We start from the raw sequence: 15,346 nt of genomic DNA, 5'->3' as shown, positions 1-15,346 counted from the left end.
CCCCGCTCCCGGGGTGGGTGTAGAGCCGCCGGAGCCAGAGGTTGAACGCGGGGTCATCGCCGCTCCCTCCGGTGCCACCCGGTCCAGGGCGACCACTGTGCCCCGGACCGCCGGACTGGCCGTCACCGTTTCTGTCCGTGTTTCTGTCCGTGTTTGGGGCCGCGGCGCCGGGTGCAGGGGGACCACTGTATCCCGGGGGACGGCCGGGTCCGGGGGGACGGCCGGGTCCGGGGGGACGGCCGCCGTCACCGCTGTGTGCACCCCTTGTGCCGTTGATGAGGGTACGGGCCCAGCCGGCGTGGACGGTGCCGTAGCCGGGCAGGACGGCGGGTTCGGCGTTGCCCTGGAAGAGGGTGCGGTCGGTGATGACGAGCTGGATTTCGACGCCGGTGATCCCGCCGGGGGTGCCGGTGATGCGTTCGACCAGCGCATCGGCCATCAGCTGCCCGCGGCCCCTCGGATCCCCGGCGGCATGGAGGGTGTCGGCGTGCCCGCTCAACGCCTTGTAGACGGCGACGCCGGCGGTCACGGGCAGCAGGGCGGTCAGGTGGCACATGGTGTCCGGGGCCGGGCGGAGGCTGACGTGCCGCTCGGTGGCGGCGTGCGCGGCGCGTTCGGTGACGGAGCGGGGGTCACGCCGGTACGCGGTGGCCCGGGCCGCGGCGACCAGGGACCGGTCACCGGCCCCGGCGAACGTCCCGGCATCGGCGGCGAGTTCGGCGTCGACTGCGGCCCGGTCCGCGGCGCTCAGGCACGCGGTTTCACGCACCAGCAGGGTGGCGCGCCATTCGTTCAGCTGCCCGGTTTCCAGGGCGGTAAGGGTGTGCGGCATCTCGGTCACGAGGGCTTTGGCCAGGCCCAGGAGCCGGCCGCCCCTGGCGGGAGATTCGCGCCGGGCCAGGGCAATCTGCCCGCCGACCCCGGCGCCAAGCTTCTCGGCCGGGACCCCGAGCCGGGCTTGTTCGCGGCGTTGGAGCAGGTCGAAGGCCACGGCGAGCCGGGCCTGTTCCGCGGACGCGGCGGGGGACCTCTGACAATCAGGTTCTTTCCTGCGGATCGTACGTGCCCGCTCCACCGGCTCACCCGTCCTCCACCGGAACCCCTCCTGTCAGGGAGCGCAACGCGCACAATGTGAACTAAGTCTGCTCAGGCCTCAGCCGGGGAAAAAGCGCCAAGGCATTGCCGCGGTCTATCGCCGCGCGCACGGAGGCGTCCAGCGGATAATTTTCATACTCCATATTCAGGAAATCGATCGCCGCAGAGGGTGCGAACGGGAAGTCAGTTCCGTATGTGATGCGGCCCGGGTCAGCTACCTCGAGCAGGCTGGGCAGGGCCGCCGGGCTGGCGGATAGGGCCACGTCGTAATAAAACCGCCGCAAGATGGACTGCTTCTTATCTCCCAGCGCCGCCAGTGCGCTGAGGGCCAGGTCCTTATCGTTGAGCATCGTCAGCAGGATCCTGTAGGCGATGTAAGGCACGAAGCCGCCCGCGTGGGCCAGGATGAACCTGATTCCCGAGAACTTTTCCATCGCACCGGACAGGATCAGGTTGATAGCGGTGCGGGTCGTGTCGAGCATGAAATCTGCGGCAAAGGCGGGTATGCCCGGCACCGCCGGACCGGGCAGTTCAGCGGGGTGGACGAACACTACGGCCCGCCGGTGGTGCAGGAACTCCAGCAGAGGCTCAAAGCCAGGATCGCCCAGATAGCGGCCGGCGTTGTTGGCCAACAAAACGATCCCGTCCGCGAGCAGGGTGTCCAGGGCGTACTGGGCCTCCGCCAGGGCGCCTTGCACGTCCGGCAGCGTGAGCGTCGCGAAGAACCCGAACCGCTCAGGCCGGGCCGCGACCACCTCTGCACTGTATTCGTTGATCTCCCGCGCCCGCCGCCGTGCTTCCGCAGCGTCCCCGAAGTACACGCCGGGAGTGGACAGGGACAAGATGCCGGTCTGCACGTCGTGCCTGTCCATGAACTTCAACGCTGAGCGCTCGGACCACGACGGCAGGCCAATGCCGCCGGGGCGGATGCCCTTTTCAAGCATCCAGCGCGCATACCCAGGCGGAACGATGTGCTGATGAGTGTCAATGCGGTACGGCCGGCCCATCCGGATCCTTGTCCACGTCGTTTCGCTGATATGCGGGCCCTCAGCGGATGTGAACAATCTACTCGCAAATCCGACCCCTGAGCAGACCGCCGAACGGTGCCTGCGACTGAGCTAGACCGTCAATGGGTGCTCGTCGAACTCGTGTGTACCAACCGCCGCGGGCGCTGGGAGCCGTTCTCTTAGTCGCCCTGCTGGTTCTCCGTGGTCAGCGCGCGTCCGGGGGTCGAGGTGACAGGTGACGGCAGAGGCTAGAGCGCGTAAATGAACGTGCTGAAGGACACATGAACAGGTGCCGCCCCGCCCACGTGAAAGGAACAATCCATGAGCAACAGCAAAACGCGCAGACCCTATCCCGGAACTACGACCGCCAAGTGCCTCGGCCCCTAGCCATAGGCCTCAGGAATCCACTGACAACAGCATTGAGATTCCTTATGTTGTTGTCGGGTGGTTCCGTGGCCGTTGTAGGGTCGTGGCTACCCGGGGGAGGCGGGTATGGCTTTGTTGCTGTGGCCGGACGGCTCATGTCGTGACGGCTCCGAAGGATTGGCCGCCCGCCGCCCCGCGATGACCCGACCGCTGATTGAGAGACGCGACATGATCGCCGGATAAGGACACGACGGCGCGGTTACCTGCCGGGTTCCACCCGCACGCCACTACCGTTAGCTGGAACCACGGGGAATTCCTGGAATCATCCCGTAAGGCCGACTAAGGTCTCCCCCGCGGAATACTCCGCGCTTCGAGCAGCCCCCGCGGTGGCGAACAGCTACTGGAGCAGTGCCGGACTTGTAGTGAGGGCTTCGGCGGCCCTACAGGAGGTCCACGCCGAGGCCTGGGAGCGCTCTGGTTGAGGTCAGGAGCTCTCCCAGTACTTGTCGCCAACAGCTTCGAGATACCGAGTCAGGAACTCGGATAGCCTGGGTGCCACCCGTGGCCAATCAGTGCGCGGATCCAAGGGCAGCGCGACCAAGACGCCGCCGTTGGCTTCAAGCACCAAGAGGTGGCTGTCGCCGAGGAACTCGCCGACCACGGCATCGGTCGCCTCAAAGTCGCCCGGTCGGCTCGCACGCTCGGCGTTGGTGCGCGCCGCCGCCGCTGCGGGGTCGAGGATGTGCAGGCCCCATTGGCCGTAGTCGATGTCTTGAAACAGCCACGCCTCGCGACTTGATAGCCAAAGTGCTTCCAACTCGGGCAGAAGCGCGCCAGTGGGCCAAGCCCGTGAAACTTCGTCGATTGAGGCCTGCGACTCCACCTTGCTGGCCAGTCGGAATGGGTTCGAGCCAACGCCGTCGCGAGGCTCGGCCCAGTTGCGATAAGGGTCGAGGGCAGCATTCACGGTCACCATCAGTTGTGCCTCCACCTTTCGTTGAGCTGGGTCTGATGCACGAGTGGAATCCTCGGGGTCAGACCCGTACTTCAGGGTTACGCATCAAGAACAAAAAGGGCCTCGCTGCGCTCGGACAGCATAGGCATTCTTCTTTTTTTGCTGCTGTCCGTTGGATCATACGTGCCCGCTCCACCGGCTCAACCGTCCTGCGGACGGCTGCGCAGCCGATGCCTTGTGTCGGCGCTTCGCTTATTTCTTCCCACAATCCATCGTCTGTTTGCCCTTAGGGTTGCCCCGGCTCCGTCGGGCACAGCTACGCGCTGCTCCGCCAGCAGGCAAAACAACGACGAGGGGGAGGGGCAAGCCGGTGGGTCAGCGCCCGCAGTCCGTTTCCAGTCGCTTGGCAGACATAGAAGAGTCGGGGGAGAAGTGGAGTTGGCCGGTCACCTAAGCCGCCCCACCCGCCGAAAGGAACAACTGATGAGCAACACCAAGGCGCACAAACCCCGAGTAGTAACGCCGACGGCGAGGGACGCCACGCCCTAGTCGGCACCTCAGGAATCCACTGACAACAGCATTGAGATTCCTTCTACTTGTGCTTCCGGTTAGGCAGGCACGACCCAGTAGCGGCGTTTGCCGTTGCGGCTGTCTTCGTAGACGCCACCGTTCTTTTCGATTGTGGCCCGGGAACCGGCGTTATCTTCATCGCAAGTGAGGAGAATTCGGGCGATGCCCAGCTCCCTGGCAATTGGCAGGGCGTTGGCCAAGGCGGCAGCTGCGTGGCCGCGGCGCCGTGCGGAGGGCCTCACGCTGTAGCCGATGTGCCCACCCTGATTGAGGAGGAAATCGTTCAGCTCGTGCCGGATGGCCAGTGAGCCAAGGAAAGTGTCACCATTTACGATCCACAGGTATGTGCAGGGTACGTACCCTGGTTTCCTCGGGCTCTCCGGCCGGGCATCGTTGACGAGGGCATCGACGAAGCGGCGGAACGACTGGTCATCTTCGAGTTCTTCCAGTGGCCAGTCCTCCGCACCCGCGCCGTCCCGGTGGGCGCCGTCAAATTCGGCGGATCCTTCCAGCCAGGAGGAGTGATAACTGACGTCCGGAGCGATAAGGCGAGGCATCACACGATCGTATTCGAAGGGTTCTCCTTTTCTCAGGAGTCGGTCCGGTCCTCGGTGCACCGGGCAAACCCTCAGCGTCCACCCGATGCAACGTCCGCTGGCGCGAAAGCGCCGCCGCATCCGTGCCGAAAGGGCCAACACGAGGCCCTTGGAACCGCTCCGTATTTCAGATCGGTAACGGATGCTCCTATGCTTAGCTGGAGCCTTTGTAAGGATTTGGGGGCGAGTAGTCGTGAGGAAACCGGTATATGAGTAGTGTTCTGACAATCCGCGGAGGCGTCCCGCTAACTGGCCGCGTTACCGTTCGCGGGGCCAAGAATCTTGTCCCCAAGGCGATGGTTGCTGCCCTTTTGGGCAATGAGCCATCGGTGTTGCGCAACGTGCCTGAAATTAAGGACGTCGAGGTTGTCACGAGCCTGCTCCAGCTGCACGGCGTCAGGGTGGACAAGGATCCCGTGACCGGCGATCTGACGCTTGACCCGAAGGGCGCCAAGACGGCCTCCAGCACGGCCATCGACGCCCACGCCGGCGATTCGCGCATCCCGATCCTGCTGTGCGGGCCGCTGATCCATGCCATCGGCGAGGCCTTCATCCCGGACCTGGGTGGCTGCAAGATCGGCGACCGTCCGATCGATTACCACCTCAATGTCCTGCGCCAGTTCGGCGCCGTCGTGGAAAAGCGCCCCGGCGGCATCCACATCTCCGCGCCCAACGGGCTCAAGGGCGCCAAGATTGCGCTGCCCTACCCGTCCGTGGGCGCCACCGAGCAGGTCCTGCTGAGCGCCACGCGCGCCGAAGGCATCACCGAACTCTCCGGGGCGGCCACCGAACCGGAAATCGTGGACCTGATCGCGGTGCTGCAGAAGATGGGCGCCATCATCAGCGTCCAGACTGACCGCACCATCCGCATCGAAGGCGTCCGGGACCTCGGCGGCTACAACCACCGCGCCCTCTCGGACCGCAACGAGTCCGCCTCCTGGGCTTCCGCGGCCTTGGTCACCCGCGGCGACATCTTTGTCGAAGGCGCCACGCAGCGCGACATGATGACCTTCCTGAACACGTACCGCAAGGTCGGCGGCGGCATGGACATCGGCGACGACGGCATCCGCTTCTACCACCGCGGCGGCAAGCTCAACCCCCTGGTCCTGGAAACAGACGTGCACCCCGGATTCATGACGGACTGGCAGCAGCCGCTCATCGTCGCCCTGACCCAGGCCGAGGGCGTTTCGATTGTCCACGAGACCGTCTACGAGAACCGGTTCGGCTTCACCGATGCACTGATCCGCATGGGCGCCAATATCCAGGTCCACCGCGAGTGCCTCGGCAGCGTGCCGTGCCGCTTCGGCCAGCGCAACTTCCTGCACTCCGCCGTCATCTCCGGTCCGGCGCAGCTCAAGGGCACCGACATCGACGTCCCGGACCTGCGCGGCGGATTCAGCCACCTCATTGCCGCCCTGGCCGCCACCGGCACCTCCCGCGTCACGGGAATCGACATCATCAACCGCGGCTACGAGCGCTTTACCGAGAAGCTCGCGGGCCTCGGCGCCGATTTCGACATCACCTCGGCCAAGTAGCGGGGGACCCGTGAAGGAATCGGCCAAGAGCCACGTCACGTTCGTGACAGTCGCCGGGATCATCCGGCCCGTGATGAACCTCCTCATGGGAAAGAAGTGGGAAGGCCTCGAAAAGCTCCCCGCCGGGGGCTTCATCGCCGCGCCCAACCACTGCACGGAAATCGACCCGCTGGTGGTGGGGCACATGCTCTACAACCAGAAACGGATGCCGCATTTCCTCGCCAAGGCCGGCCTCTTCAAGGTGCCGGTCCTTGGTGCCGTCCTGCGCTCCACCAAGCAGATCCCTGTGGAACGTTCGACGACGGGGGCGAACCGTTCGCTGCAACTCGCCAAAGAGATCGTGAACGAAGGCGGGGCGATCATCATCTACCCAGAGGGAACCCTGACCCGGGACCCGGCACTCTGGCCGATGAAAGGGCACACCGGTGCCGCGCGGATGGCACTGGAGAGCGGCATTCCCGTCGTGCCGATCGCCCACTGGGGTGCCCAAGAGGTCTTCCCGCGGTATGCGAAACGTTTCTACATTTTCCCCCGCAAGACCTCCCGCCTGGTGGTCGGGGATCCCGTGGACCTGAGCGCGTTTGAGGGCCACCCGCTGGACAAGGCGACGCTCGACGCAGCCACGAATGCCATCATGGACGCCATCACCGGCCTCCTGGCAGGACTGCGTGGAGAACAAGCGCCCGCGCAACGCTGGAACCCGGCGGCGCACAACCAGCCAACCCACGGCCGTATAGACCCGGACGTCACAACGTGACGACAGATCTAGCGACGTCGGCCGCCCGCGAATCCGGGTCCGCCACCACAGTGGCCGTTCTGGGGGCAGGTTCCTGGGGTACCACCTTCGCCAAGGTTGTTGCTGACGCCGCCACGGCCTCCGGGGTCGAACGAAACATCCGCCTCTGGGGCCGGCGCCCCGAAATCGTGGACCAGATCAACACCCTGCACCGCAACGAGCAGTATCTGAAGGGCATCACGCTGCCGTCCAGCATCACAGCGTCGAAGGACGTTTCCGAGGTCCTGGCGGGCGCGGAGCTGGTCATCCTTGCCGTGCCGGCACAAACCCTGCGGCCGCAACTGCGGGCCTGGAAGGAGCATCTGGCGCCTGGAGCCGTCGTGGTGTCCCTGATGAAGGGCCTCGAGCTCCACACCGACGCCCGAATGAGCGAGGTCATCTGCACGGAGCTGGACCTGCCCGCGGACCGGGTTGCCGTGGTATCCGGCCCCAACCTGGCCATGGAGATCGCCCGGGAAGAACCAACAGCATCCGTCGTCGCCTGCACGGAACCGGTCACTGCCGGCTGGATCGCGCGCAGCTGCACCGCGCCCTATTTCCGCCCGTACACCACCAACGATGTGGTCGGCGTCGAAATCGGCGGGATCGTCAAGAACGTCATTGCCCTGGCCGTCGGCATTTGTGAAGGCAAGCAGATGGGCGACAACACGAAGGCCTCGGTCATCACCCGCGGCTTGGCGGAGACCTCCAGGCTGACGCTCGCCCTGGGCGGCGAAGCCCGGACCATGGCGGGGCTTGCCGGACTGGGTGACCTGGTAGCCACCTGTTCCTCGCCCCTGTCCCGAAACCACACGGCCGGCAGGCTGCTGGGCAAGGGGCTGACCCTCGAGCAGGTCACCGCCGAAATGAAGCAGACGGCTGAAGGCATCAAGTCCAGCCAGGCGGTGCACGAACTTGCCGGAAAGCTCGGCGTCGATATGCCGATCACGGCCGCCGTCGTCGCGGTCCTTGCCGGAAAACTGTCCGTAGACGAACTGGGGCCGCTGCTGCTGTCCCGGGACCTGAAACCCGAAGGCGATCACTGAGAGTGTCAGAGAACAATATGACCACAGAAGGCCGTACGGGCCAGCCCAAGCCCCGGGTGGCGGTGCTGTTCGGCGGCCGCTCCAGCGAGCACGCCGTCAGTTGCGTGACAGCCGCCGGCGTCCTGGGCGCCATCGACAAGGACAAGTACGACGTCATCCCGATCGGGATCGCCAAGACCGGCCAGTGGGTTTTGGCCTCCGGCGGAACCGACGAGTGGTCGCTCTCCGCCTCGTCGCTGCCCGAGGTGGCCCCCTCGGCGCAGACCGTCACCCTGGCCGAAATCGGCGGCGAGCACCAGCTGATCGTCGCAGCCCCGAACACCGTCCCGCAGGAGCTGGGCGCCGTCGACGTCGTCTTCCCGCTGCTGCACGGGCCCTTCGGCGAAGACGGCACCATCCAGGGCCTCCTGGAATTGTCCGACACCCGCTACGTGGGCGCGGGGGTGCTCGCGTCCGCCGTCGGCATGGACAAGCACTTCATGAAGGTGGTCTTTGAATCGGCCGGGCTCCATGTGGGACCCTACATCGCCGTGACTGACCGGCAGTGGCGAAACGATCCCGAGACCGTCCGCAAGCGCGTGGACCAGCTCGGCTTCCCGGTATTCGTCAAACCGGCCCGGGCAGGGTCTTCCATGGGAATATCCAAGGTGGACTCCCTCGAGGGCCTCGACGCCGCCATAGAGATCGCCCGCGAGCACGACCCCAAGCTGGTCATCGAGGCCGGCATCACGGGCCGCGAGATCGAATGTGCCGTGCTGGAGGGCCGGGGGACCGATGCTCCCCGGACGTCTATGCCGGGCGAGATCTCCGTCGCGGGCGGCGGCCATGAATTCTATGATTTCAACGCCAAATATGTGGACGACGCCGCGGCCCTCAGCTGCCCGGCCGACCTCCCCGAAGAAGCGATCACCCGTGTCCGGGAACTGGCCGCGGTCGCGTTTGACGCCGTCGGCGGCGAGGGACTGAGCCGGGTTGACTTCTTCTACACCCCTGATGGCGAACTGATCATCAACGAGATCAACACCATGCCCGGGTTTACGCCCAAGAGCATGTACCCGCAGATGTGGAAGGCCTCAGGACTAGGCTACGCCGACCTGATTGACGAGTTGATCCACCTGGCCCTGCACCGCAAGACGGGCCTGCGCTAGAACCGCGCTGCGCTAGAATCGGGCGGGCGCGGACGCGCCTGTCCGGGCCTACTTGCTGGTGGGGAGGTTCTGCAGATCCTCTTGACCCACACATTTCCGGGTTGCCGGGATCTTCAGCGCGGCGGCGGAGAGGTCCGCCAGCACGGTGGCCGAACTGATCTTGTCCGGATCCATCAGGATCTCCGTGGCCGGTTCGCGGCCGAACGTGGTCAGCGTCCACACGGGGTCGCCTTCCTTGATGACCCAGTCGACGTCGTTGACGCTGACACAGCGGTCCGTCGTGGGTCCGGGAACGTTGACGCCGCAGCGCAGAATCACTTGGGACGGATCGCCCCAGGCCGCCGTGGCCTGTGCGTTGGTCTTCCGCAGCTTGGCATCGCCGATCGCGTCCGGCAGGGCAAGCATCATCGGCGCGCACGCCGCGTTCGCGGCATCCTTGGCGGGCGTGACGTCGACAACCGGGGAACACGAGGTCAAGGCCAGGCCGGCTGCGGCGGCCGCCACAGTCACGGACAGGCGCGCGGAAACCAGACGGCTGAAAGGGAGCATTGATCCAGCTTATCCCGGTCCGCGTGGCGCTATGGTCCCGGTTTGGAGAGTAAAGGTAGCATCTCTAGGAACAGCCTGACTCTTACCATCGAGTAGACTGGGACCTCGTGCATCAGTGGGGCTCTGCCGACAATGACGTTAGTGTTGGCCGCATAACGCACACTTGATTCAATCTCGCACTGTGGGGGAGGGACTGTCGATGACGTCGTGCAGCCGAAAAAATTCTATACGAGTGGGGCTGGGAGCTTTGATCCTCGCCGGCTCAGTCATGGGCACGGCGACAGCGGCAAACGCCGCGGTAGCCGTTCCCCACCCTCTCATCCGATTCCTGACCACGACGCCGGATCCTTCGCCCGGCGGTGGCTCCGGTGATCCTCTTCAGCCAGCGGACCCCGCTCCTGAGCCTGCACCTGCTCCCGACCCTGTTCCGGTCCCTCCTGCACCTCTTCCGGAGCCAGCCCCGGCTCCTGCTCCTGCGCCCGCACCAGCCCCGGCTCCTGCGCCCGCACCGGCGCCTGCGCCAGCCCCCGCACCGGCGCCTGCGCCAGCCCCCGCACCGGCGCCTGCGCCCGTGCCTGCTCCGGTGCCAGTACCCGCTCCTGCGGTGGTAATTCCCGCTCCTGTTTCTGTGCCCCCGCCCGTCGTGGTCCCGGTCCCCGAGGAAACCCCCTCGGAAACCCCGACCCCAACACGTACGCCCACACCGGCGCCGTCCACGGCTCCCGCTGTCATCGCGACGCCTACTCAGCCTCCGGTCATGGTGAAGTCCGAAGTTCAGGCCGCCGTGGCCGTTGCTACCGGCAGCCCTCTGGCCGTCCAGGCCATCACTGTGCTGGTCCTGCTGGGCCTTGGCTTTGCCTACTTCCGGTTCATCGGTTCGAAGAAGGCCACCGGCGTTCCCCGCACCGGTAAGTCCTGAGCTCCATGCAGGATGAAGTCCTCGTGGAGTCAACTGCGCCGAAGTCCGTGAGAGGCAACCTGCAGATCACGCTGATCACACACTCCTATTGGCCGGAGCAGAGCCCGCCGCAGCGGCGCTGGACTGCCATGATCAAGGAGTTCACGCACTCCGGCTGGGAAGTCGACGTCGTGACTCCGGTGGCGCACTATCCCTTCGGCCGGCGGGCCCTCCCGCGCTGGATGGCCGGAAGGCCGTTCCGGCTGCGCAACGGCCAGTTCACCGAAAAAATCCTCCACGTTCCCTACCTGCGCCACGGCAACTCCCGCGCCGCGCGCCTGCTGGACCAGTGCTACTCAGCCCTCATGTCCGTCCCCGCCGGGATGATGGTCCGCAAGCCCGACGTCGTCATTGTCACCGCTCCGGGGCTGCCTTCGCTGGCTGCCGGCTACGCCCTGGCCAAAATGCGCCGCGTCCCGCTGATCGTGGAAATGCGCGATGCGTGGCCGGACCTGGCCCGCGACGCCCGCCTGGTCCAAGGCAGTGTCAAAAGCGTTGTGGAGCACGTGGTGGACTTTGTCCAGCACCGGGCAGACCTCGTGGTCACAGTGACCGAGGGATTCGCGGCCACGCTGCGTTCGCGCGGAGTCCGCAATGTCGCCACCGTCAGCAACGGCGTGCACCTGGACGCTATTCCGGTCGTAGGGCCGCCTGAACCGGATCGGGACGTCTTCGAGGCCCTGTACCTGGGGAACCACGGCGAGAGTCAAAAACTCGATGTCGCCATCCGTGCCAGTGCACTGGTGGGGGACTCGATGCACCTGCACATGGTGGGCCATGGAACGCAGAGGCCGGCGCTGGAGAAGCTGGCGCGTGAGCTGAAGGCTCCGGTCACCTTCCACCCACCCCTGACCGGCGACGACATGCTGGCACGCTACTCCTCGGCTGACACCTGCATCGTCTCCTTGCGGGATGATTGGAAATCCTTCGAAACCACCGTGCCGTCCAAGACATACGAGGTTCTCGCAATTGGCCGGCATGTCACGGCTGTAGTCAAGGGAGAAGCTGCCCGAATCGTCTCGGACGCCGAGGCCGGGGACATCGTGGCCAGCGATCCGGAAGAGCTGGCGGCACTGTGGCGTGAGCTGGCTGCGGACCGCGGCCGCCTGGTCCGTAATGGCGACAGCCGACAGTGGGTCAAAGCCAACGCCGAGTACGAGCAACTCGCCGGCCGCTATATGGAACTCATCAGCGAACTGCTCGCGGAGGCCAGCACTACCCGATGATGCAACTGCTGAAAAACGTCCGGCTGGCCCAGAGCGTTGTCCGCCAGCACCTGACTGACGATCCCGTCATCTTGTTCCTGCAGCTTTCGCGCAGGCTACCCTCGGCCGTGCTTCCCCTTGCCAAGCGCCTGTGCAAGGTGGCGCCGAAGAACTCCACCTCCGCAGCCGTATTGTTCGCGGCACTCGCCGCAGGTGACGGCACCGACGTCGAACGCCGGCTGCGCGCCGCCGCCAGCGGTTCCGTCGAGGGGGAGCGGGCTCGACGGCTGGCCGACGTCGCCCTTGCCGCCAACCTCCCGGAAACAGCGGATGTGTTTCTGGCCAAGGCAGGCACTGCACGACACGCGAAGCAGGCCCGGGCACGGCGCCTCTGGTACGCCGGGGCCGTTAGCGAAGCTGTGAAGGCGCTCGATGGCGCGGGAGCGGCGGGACAGCGCCAACGTGCCCGCCTGATTGCCGAGGCAGCGATCCTGGCCGACGCGTCGCCGTCGCTGGAGCGCCGACCCTATACGGCGGTTCCCGGCCGGATCCTGCATCTGCTGACAAATTCGCTGCCGCACACCGCCAGCGGCTATGCCCAGCGATCCCATTCCACCTTGCTGGCGCAGCACGCGGCCGGCTGGGACGTACTTGCTGTCACCAGGATGGGCTATCCCGTGCAGGTCGGGAAGCTCCTCGCGAAATCCACGGACACCGTGGACGGGATCCGTTATCAGCGGCTTCTGCCGGGCACGATGGCCCAGAACATTGACGCCCGGCTGCAGCAGCAAGCGGAGGAATTGCTTGCCGTGGCCCTGGACTTCAAACCCAGCGTGCTGCACACCACCACGCACTACGTCAACGGACTCGTGGTGCGGGCAGTGGCCGAGGCCTTAGGGATTCCGTGGGTCTACGAGGTCCGCGGCCAACTGGCTGACACCTGGGCGTCCACCCGCGGGCCCGAGGCCCGGAGCAGCGAAAAGTACAGGATGTTTCAGCGCCGGGAAACAGAAGTCATGCAGCATGCAGATCTGGTGCTGACGCTCGGGACAGCCATGAAGGCCAACATCGTCGCGGCCGGAATTCCAGCCAGCAAAGTCCTGATCGCGCCGAATGCTGTTGGCGGTGACTTCCTTAGCGAACCGCTGGACAAGGTCAGTGCCCGGCGTGAGCTCGGTCTCACAGAAGACGCGCAATTCATCGGCACCGTGAGCAGCTTGGTAGCCTATGAAGGGATTGAGGACCTCCTAGCCGCGTTTGCTTTGCTCGCGGCGGACATGCCTCAGCTCCGTCTCCTCATCGTAGGTGACGGGTCCTCCATGGCATCGCTGCAGATTCAGGCGCAGCGGAGCGGGTACGCAGACCGGATTATCTTCACGGGTCGTGTGCCTCGGAGCCGGACGGCTCTGTACCATCAAGCGCTGGATGTTTTCGTTGTGCCGCGCAAGGACTTGGAGGTGACGCGATCCGTGACACCGCTCAAACCCGTGGAAGCCATGGCCTCCGCACGGCCCGTGGTGGCCAGCAACTTGCCGGCGTTGGCAGAAATCGTCGAGGACCGGGTGACCGGCCTTTTGGCAGAGGCGGGGGATCCCGCCGCCTTCGCCACGGCTATCCGGGACTTGCTTTCGGACCCGGAGCTTTCAGCAACGATGGGAGCTGCCGGCCGGAAACGCGTGTTGCAGGAAAGAACATGGGCCGCCAACGCGGTTGCCCTGGCAAGAGAGTTGGAAATGCTGGGAGTAACTAGATGAGTGTCCAGGAAAAAACGGAAGCGGACCAAAGCGAAGCAGCGCGGACGGACACACCCGCCACGGTCTCAGTGCCCGTCAACCTTGCCCGGTTGAGCAAGGTGGGGCAGCGGCCCGACTTCCTCGATTACCTGGTCCAGCTGTGGGACCGCCGCAGCTTCATCTTCTTTGACGCCCGCGCACGGGTTCAGAGCGGGAACGACAATAACCATTTAGGCGCTGCGTGGCTGGTTTTGACGCCGGCCCTGAACGGGCTCAGTTTCTATCTGATCTTCGGTGTGTTCTTGGGCACCAGCAAGGGCATTGATAACTTCATTGGCTACTTGATCATCGGCGTCTTTACGTTCTCGATGTCCACTCGGTCCATAATGGGCGGAGCCAAGTCGCTCACAGGCAACACGTCCATGATCCGGGCCTTCCAGTTTCCCCGGGCATCTCTGCCTATTGCGGTCAACGTCAGGGAACTGCTCTCCAACGTTCCAGTGACCATCGTTATGCTGCTCTTCGTCATCTTCACGGCACCCGCCGAGGAAATCACGTGGCGTTGGCTGCTGATCATTCCGGCGATTTTGCTGCAGTTCCTCTTCAATTTGGGGATCGGCATGCTGCTGGCCCCGGTAATCCTCAAGATCCCGGACCTGACACACCTGCTCTCGTTCATCATTCGATTTCTCATGTATGTCTCGGCGGTCTTCTTCGCCGAGGACCGATTCGGGAAATACCCCGCCGTGCGCACCATCATGGATTTCAACCCTATATTTCAGGTGATCAAGGTCATCCGAGACTCTGTTCTTTACGACACGACGCCATCCTGGCGGTCCTGGGCGGTCCTTGGTCTGTGGGCGCTGGGATCGGTTGCCGCCGGGCTCTTTGTGTTCTGGCGTGGAGAGGAAAGCTATGGACGTGTCTGAGGCTTCAGGCGGCTACATTAATGAGCCGACAGTAGTAGTAGACGACATCTCGGTGGTCTACCGGACCAAGAATCAAACGCCTGGGCGGACCAACGCCCGGACCTCGGTTCTGCAAAGACTTCGCGCGCCCCGCCGCGGCGACTCTGTGGTGAAGACCAAGGCGTTGAGCAAGATTTCCTTCGTGGCCAACCAGGGCGACTCCATTGGCGTCATTGGCCGCAACGGCTCGGGCAAGAGCACCCTGATGAAGGTGCTCGCCGGTTTGATCATTCCCGACTCCGGCACTGTTTATGCCGCGAGCAATCCCATCCTGCTGGGCGTCAACGCAGCGCTGATCACCTCCATCTCCGGTGCGCAGAACATTCGGCTCGGCTGCCTCGCCATGGGCATGAGCCACGCCGAGATCGATGCCAAGTTCGATGACATTGTGGAGATGTCCGGCCTGGAGCACGAGATCTACCACCCGATGAACTCCTACTCCTCGGGCATGGGCGCGCGCCTCCGCTTTGCCATCGCGGCAGCAGTGGACCCCGAAATTCTGCTCATCGACGAAGCTCTCAATACAGGGGATGCACAGTTCAAGGACCGCTCCAAGGCGCGGATGGAACACGTAACCAACCAGGCTGGAACCGTGTTTGTGGTCAGCCACAGCCTCGGGACGATTACCGGCATGTGCAACCGCGCCATCTGGATCGACAAGGGCGATTTCATCATGGACGGAACGCCCGACGAGGTAGCCAAGGAATACCGGAACTTCATCTGGCGCATCAACGAGGGCAACGCAGACTACGGCCGCAAGATCCGGGCTGAGTTGATGGCGAGCCTCCCCGAAATGCGTACCACGCTGCTGCCCAACGGCTGGAAGCGGTCCAGGTAGGG

General features: G+C 64.8%; 15 protein-coding genes. 10 read left to right on the top strand and 5 right to left on the bottom strand.

All coding sequences use genetic code 11. From position 1 onward, the window contains the following. The 4 genes from AC1DBX_RS20115 to AC1DBX_RS20100 form a co-directional block, all read right to left on the bottom strand. On the bottom strand, positions 1 to 1,075 hold a 1,075-nt coding region (locus AC1DBX_RS20115; protein WP_476932606.1), incomplete at its 3' end, for a DUF222 domain-containing protein. A 61-nt stretch (positions 1,076 to 1,136) separates the two neighbouring features. Next, complete coding sequence (locus AC1DBX_RS20110; protein WP_476932605.1) at positions 1,137 to 2,102, bottom strand: amidohydrolase family protein; 966 nt, start codon at positions 2,100 to 2,102, stop codon at positions 1,137 to 1,139. 850 nt (positions 2,103 to 2,952) lie between these two features. Next, the gene (locus AC1DBX_RS20105) at positions 2,953 to 3,444 is read right to left on the bottom strand and encodes a hypothetical protein (protein WP_476932604.1); all 492 of its coding nucleotides are present in this window, start codon (positions 3,442 to 3,444) and stop codon (positions 2,953 to 2,955) included. A gap of 587 nt (positions 3,445 to 4,031) precedes the next feature. Next, entirely contained in the window at positions 4,032 to 4,550 is a 519-nt protein-coding gene (locus AC1DBX_RS20100) for a GNAT family N-acetyltransferase (RefSeq protein ID WP_476932603.1), read from the bottom strand. A 248-nt stretch (positions 4,551 to 4,798) separates the two neighbouring features. Here AC1DBX_RS20100 and murA point away from each other — a divergent pair, with 248 nt between their 5' ends. From murA to AC1DBX_RS20080, 4 genes are read left to right on the top strand one after another with little or no spacing between them, the layout of a single operon-like run. Next, positions 4,799 to 6,124: a UDP-N-acetylglucosamine 1-carboxyvinyltransferase gene (gene murA / locus AC1DBX_RS20095; RefSeq protein WP_028278332.1), complete on the top strand. Its 1,326-nt coding sequence runs from the start codon at positions 4,799 to 4,801 to the stop codon at positions 6,122 to 6,124. A 10-nt stretch (positions 6,125 to 6,134) separates the two neighbouring features. Next, a complete protein-coding gene (locus AC1DBX_RS20090) occupies positions 6,135 to 6,881 on the top strand; it encodes a lysophospholipid acyltransferase family protein (protein ID WP_476932602.1) in 747 nt (248 codons plus the stop codon). Beyond that, positions 6,878 to 7,945 carry an NAD(P)H-dependent glycerol-3-phosphate dehydrogenase gene (locus AC1DBX_RS20085; protein WP_476932601.1) on the top strand — a complete coding sequence of 356 codons (1,068 nt, stop codon included), beginning with the start codon at positions 6,878 to 6,880 and terminating at the stop codon, positions 7,943 to 7,945. The genes AC1DBX_RS20090 and AC1DBX_RS20085 overlap by 4 nt, the downstream gene beginning before the upstream one ends. A 17-nt stretch (positions 7,946 to 7,962) precedes the next feature. Next, entirely contained in the window at positions 7,963 to 9,093 is a 1,131-nt protein-coding gene (locus tag AC1DBX_RS20080; protein WP_026538862.1) for a D-alanine--D-alanine ligase family protein, read from the top strand. Positions 9,094 to 9,141: 48 nt separating this feature from the next. On the opposite strand, the gene AC1DBX_RS20075 is transcribed toward AC1DBX_RS20080, so the two are convergent. After that, positions 9,142 to 9,642, bottom strand: a complete 501-nt coding sequence (locus AC1DBX_RS20075; RefSeq protein ID WP_476887747.1) for a DUF3515 family protein — start codon at positions 9,640 to 9,642, stop codon at positions 9,142 to 9,144. A gap of 368 nt (positions 9,643 to 10,010) precedes the next feature. On the opposite strand from AC1DBX_RS20075, the gene AC1DBX_RS20070 reads away from it, so the two are divergent. The 6 genes from AC1DBX_RS20070 (at position 10,011) to AC1DBX_RS20045 (ending at position 15,344) form a co-directional block, all read left to right on the top strand. Further along, entirely contained in the window at positions 10,011 to 10,253 is a 243-nt protein-coding gene (locus AC1DBX_RS20070) for a hypothetical protein (RefSeq protein WP_476932600.1), read from the top strand. A 146-nt stretch (positions 10,254 to 10,399) separates the two neighbouring features. After that, on the top strand, positions 10,400 to 10,561 hold the full coding sequence (locus AC1DBX_RS20065) for a hypothetical protein (protein WP_476932599.1): 162 nt from the start codon (positions 10,400 to 10,402) through the stop codon (positions 10,559 to 10,561). 5 nt (positions 10,562 to 10,566) lie between these two features. Beyond that, on the top strand, positions 10,567 to 11,826 hold the full coding sequence (locus tag AC1DBX_RS20060; RefSeq protein ID WP_476932598.1) for a glycosyltransferase family 4 protein: 1,260 nt from the start codon (positions 10,567 to 10,569) through the stop codon (positions 11,824 to 11,826). Then, the gene (locus tag AC1DBX_RS20055) at positions 11,823 to 13,559 is read left to right on the top strand and encodes a glycosyltransferase family 4 protein (RefSeq protein WP_476932597.1); all 1,737 of its coding nucleotides are present in this window, start codon (positions 11,823 to 11,825) and stop codon (positions 13,557 to 13,559) included. Before AC1DBX_RS20060 ends, AC1DBX_RS20055 begins: the two co-directional genes overlap by 4 nt. Further along, positions 13,556 to 14,467, top strand: a complete 912-nt coding sequence (locus AC1DBX_RS20050; RefSeq protein WP_476932596.1) for an ABC transporter permease — start codon at positions 13,556 to 13,558, stop codon at positions 14,465 to 14,467. The genes AC1DBX_RS20055 and AC1DBX_RS20050 overlap by 4 nt, the downstream gene beginning before the upstream one ends. Further along, positions 14,454 to 15,344 carry an ABC transporter ATP-binding protein gene (locus tag AC1DBX_RS20045; RefSeq protein WP_476887751.1) on the top strand — a complete coding sequence of 297 codons (891 nt, stop codon included), beginning with the start codon at positions 14,454 to 14,456 and terminating at the stop codon, positions 15,342 to 15,344. The genes AC1DBX_RS20050 and AC1DBX_RS20045 overlap by 14 nt, the downstream gene beginning before the upstream one ends. Positions 15,345 to 15,346 lie beyond the last annotated feature (2 nt).

It is taken from the genome of Arthrobacter sp. 10N44_2 (genome assembly GCF_056394385.1).
Note: the sequence above shows the minus strand (reverse complement) of the source record. Positions and strands in the feature narration are given on the sequence as shown.

Coding starts and splice junctions, on each gene's coding strand:
- AC1DBX_RS20080 (WP_026538862.1), top strand. CDS start 7,963: ATGACCACAGAAGGCCGTACGGGCCAGCCCAAGCCCCGGGTGGCGGTG.
- AC1DBX_RS20050 (WP_476932596.1), top strand. CDS start 13,556: ATGAGTGTCCAGGAAAAAACGGAAGCGGACCAAAGCGAAGCAGCGCGG.
- AC1DBX_RS20060 (WP_476932598.1), top strand. CDS start 10,567: ATGCAGGATGAAGTCCTCGTGGAGTCAACTGCGCCGAAGTCCGTGAGA.
- AC1DBX_RS20100 (WP_476932603.1), bottom strand. CDS start 4,550: ATGCCTCGCCTTATCGCTCCGGACGTCAGTTATCACTCCTCCTGGCTG.
- AC1DBX_RS20075 (WP_476887747.1), bottom strand. CDS start 9,642: ATGCTCCCTTTCAGCCGTCTGGTTTCCGCGCGCCTGTCCGTGACTGTG.
- AC1DBX_RS20055 (WP_476932597.1), top strand. CDS start 11,823: ATGATGCAACTGCTGAAAAACGTCCGGCTGGCCCAGAGCGTTGTCCGC.
- AC1DBX_RS20110 (WP_476932605.1), bottom strand. CDS start 2,102: ATGGGCCGGCCGTACCGCATTGACACTCATCAGCACATCGTTCCGCCT.
- AC1DBX_RS20105 (WP_476932604.1), bottom strand. CDS start 3,444: ATGGTGACCGTGAATGCTGCCCTCGACCCTTATCGCAACTGGGCCGAG.
- AC1DBX_RS20045 (WP_476887751.1), top strand. CDS start 14,454: ATGGACGTGTCTGAGGCTTCAGGCGGCTACATTAATGAGCCGACAGTA.
- AC1DBX_RS20065 (WP_476932599.1), top strand. CDS start 10,400: ATGGTGAAGTCCGAAGTTCAGGCCGCCGTGGCCGTTGCTACCGGCAGC.
- murA (WP_028278332.1), top strand. CDS start 4,799: ATGAGTAGTGTTCTGACAATCCGCGGAGGCGTCCCGCTAACTGGCCGC.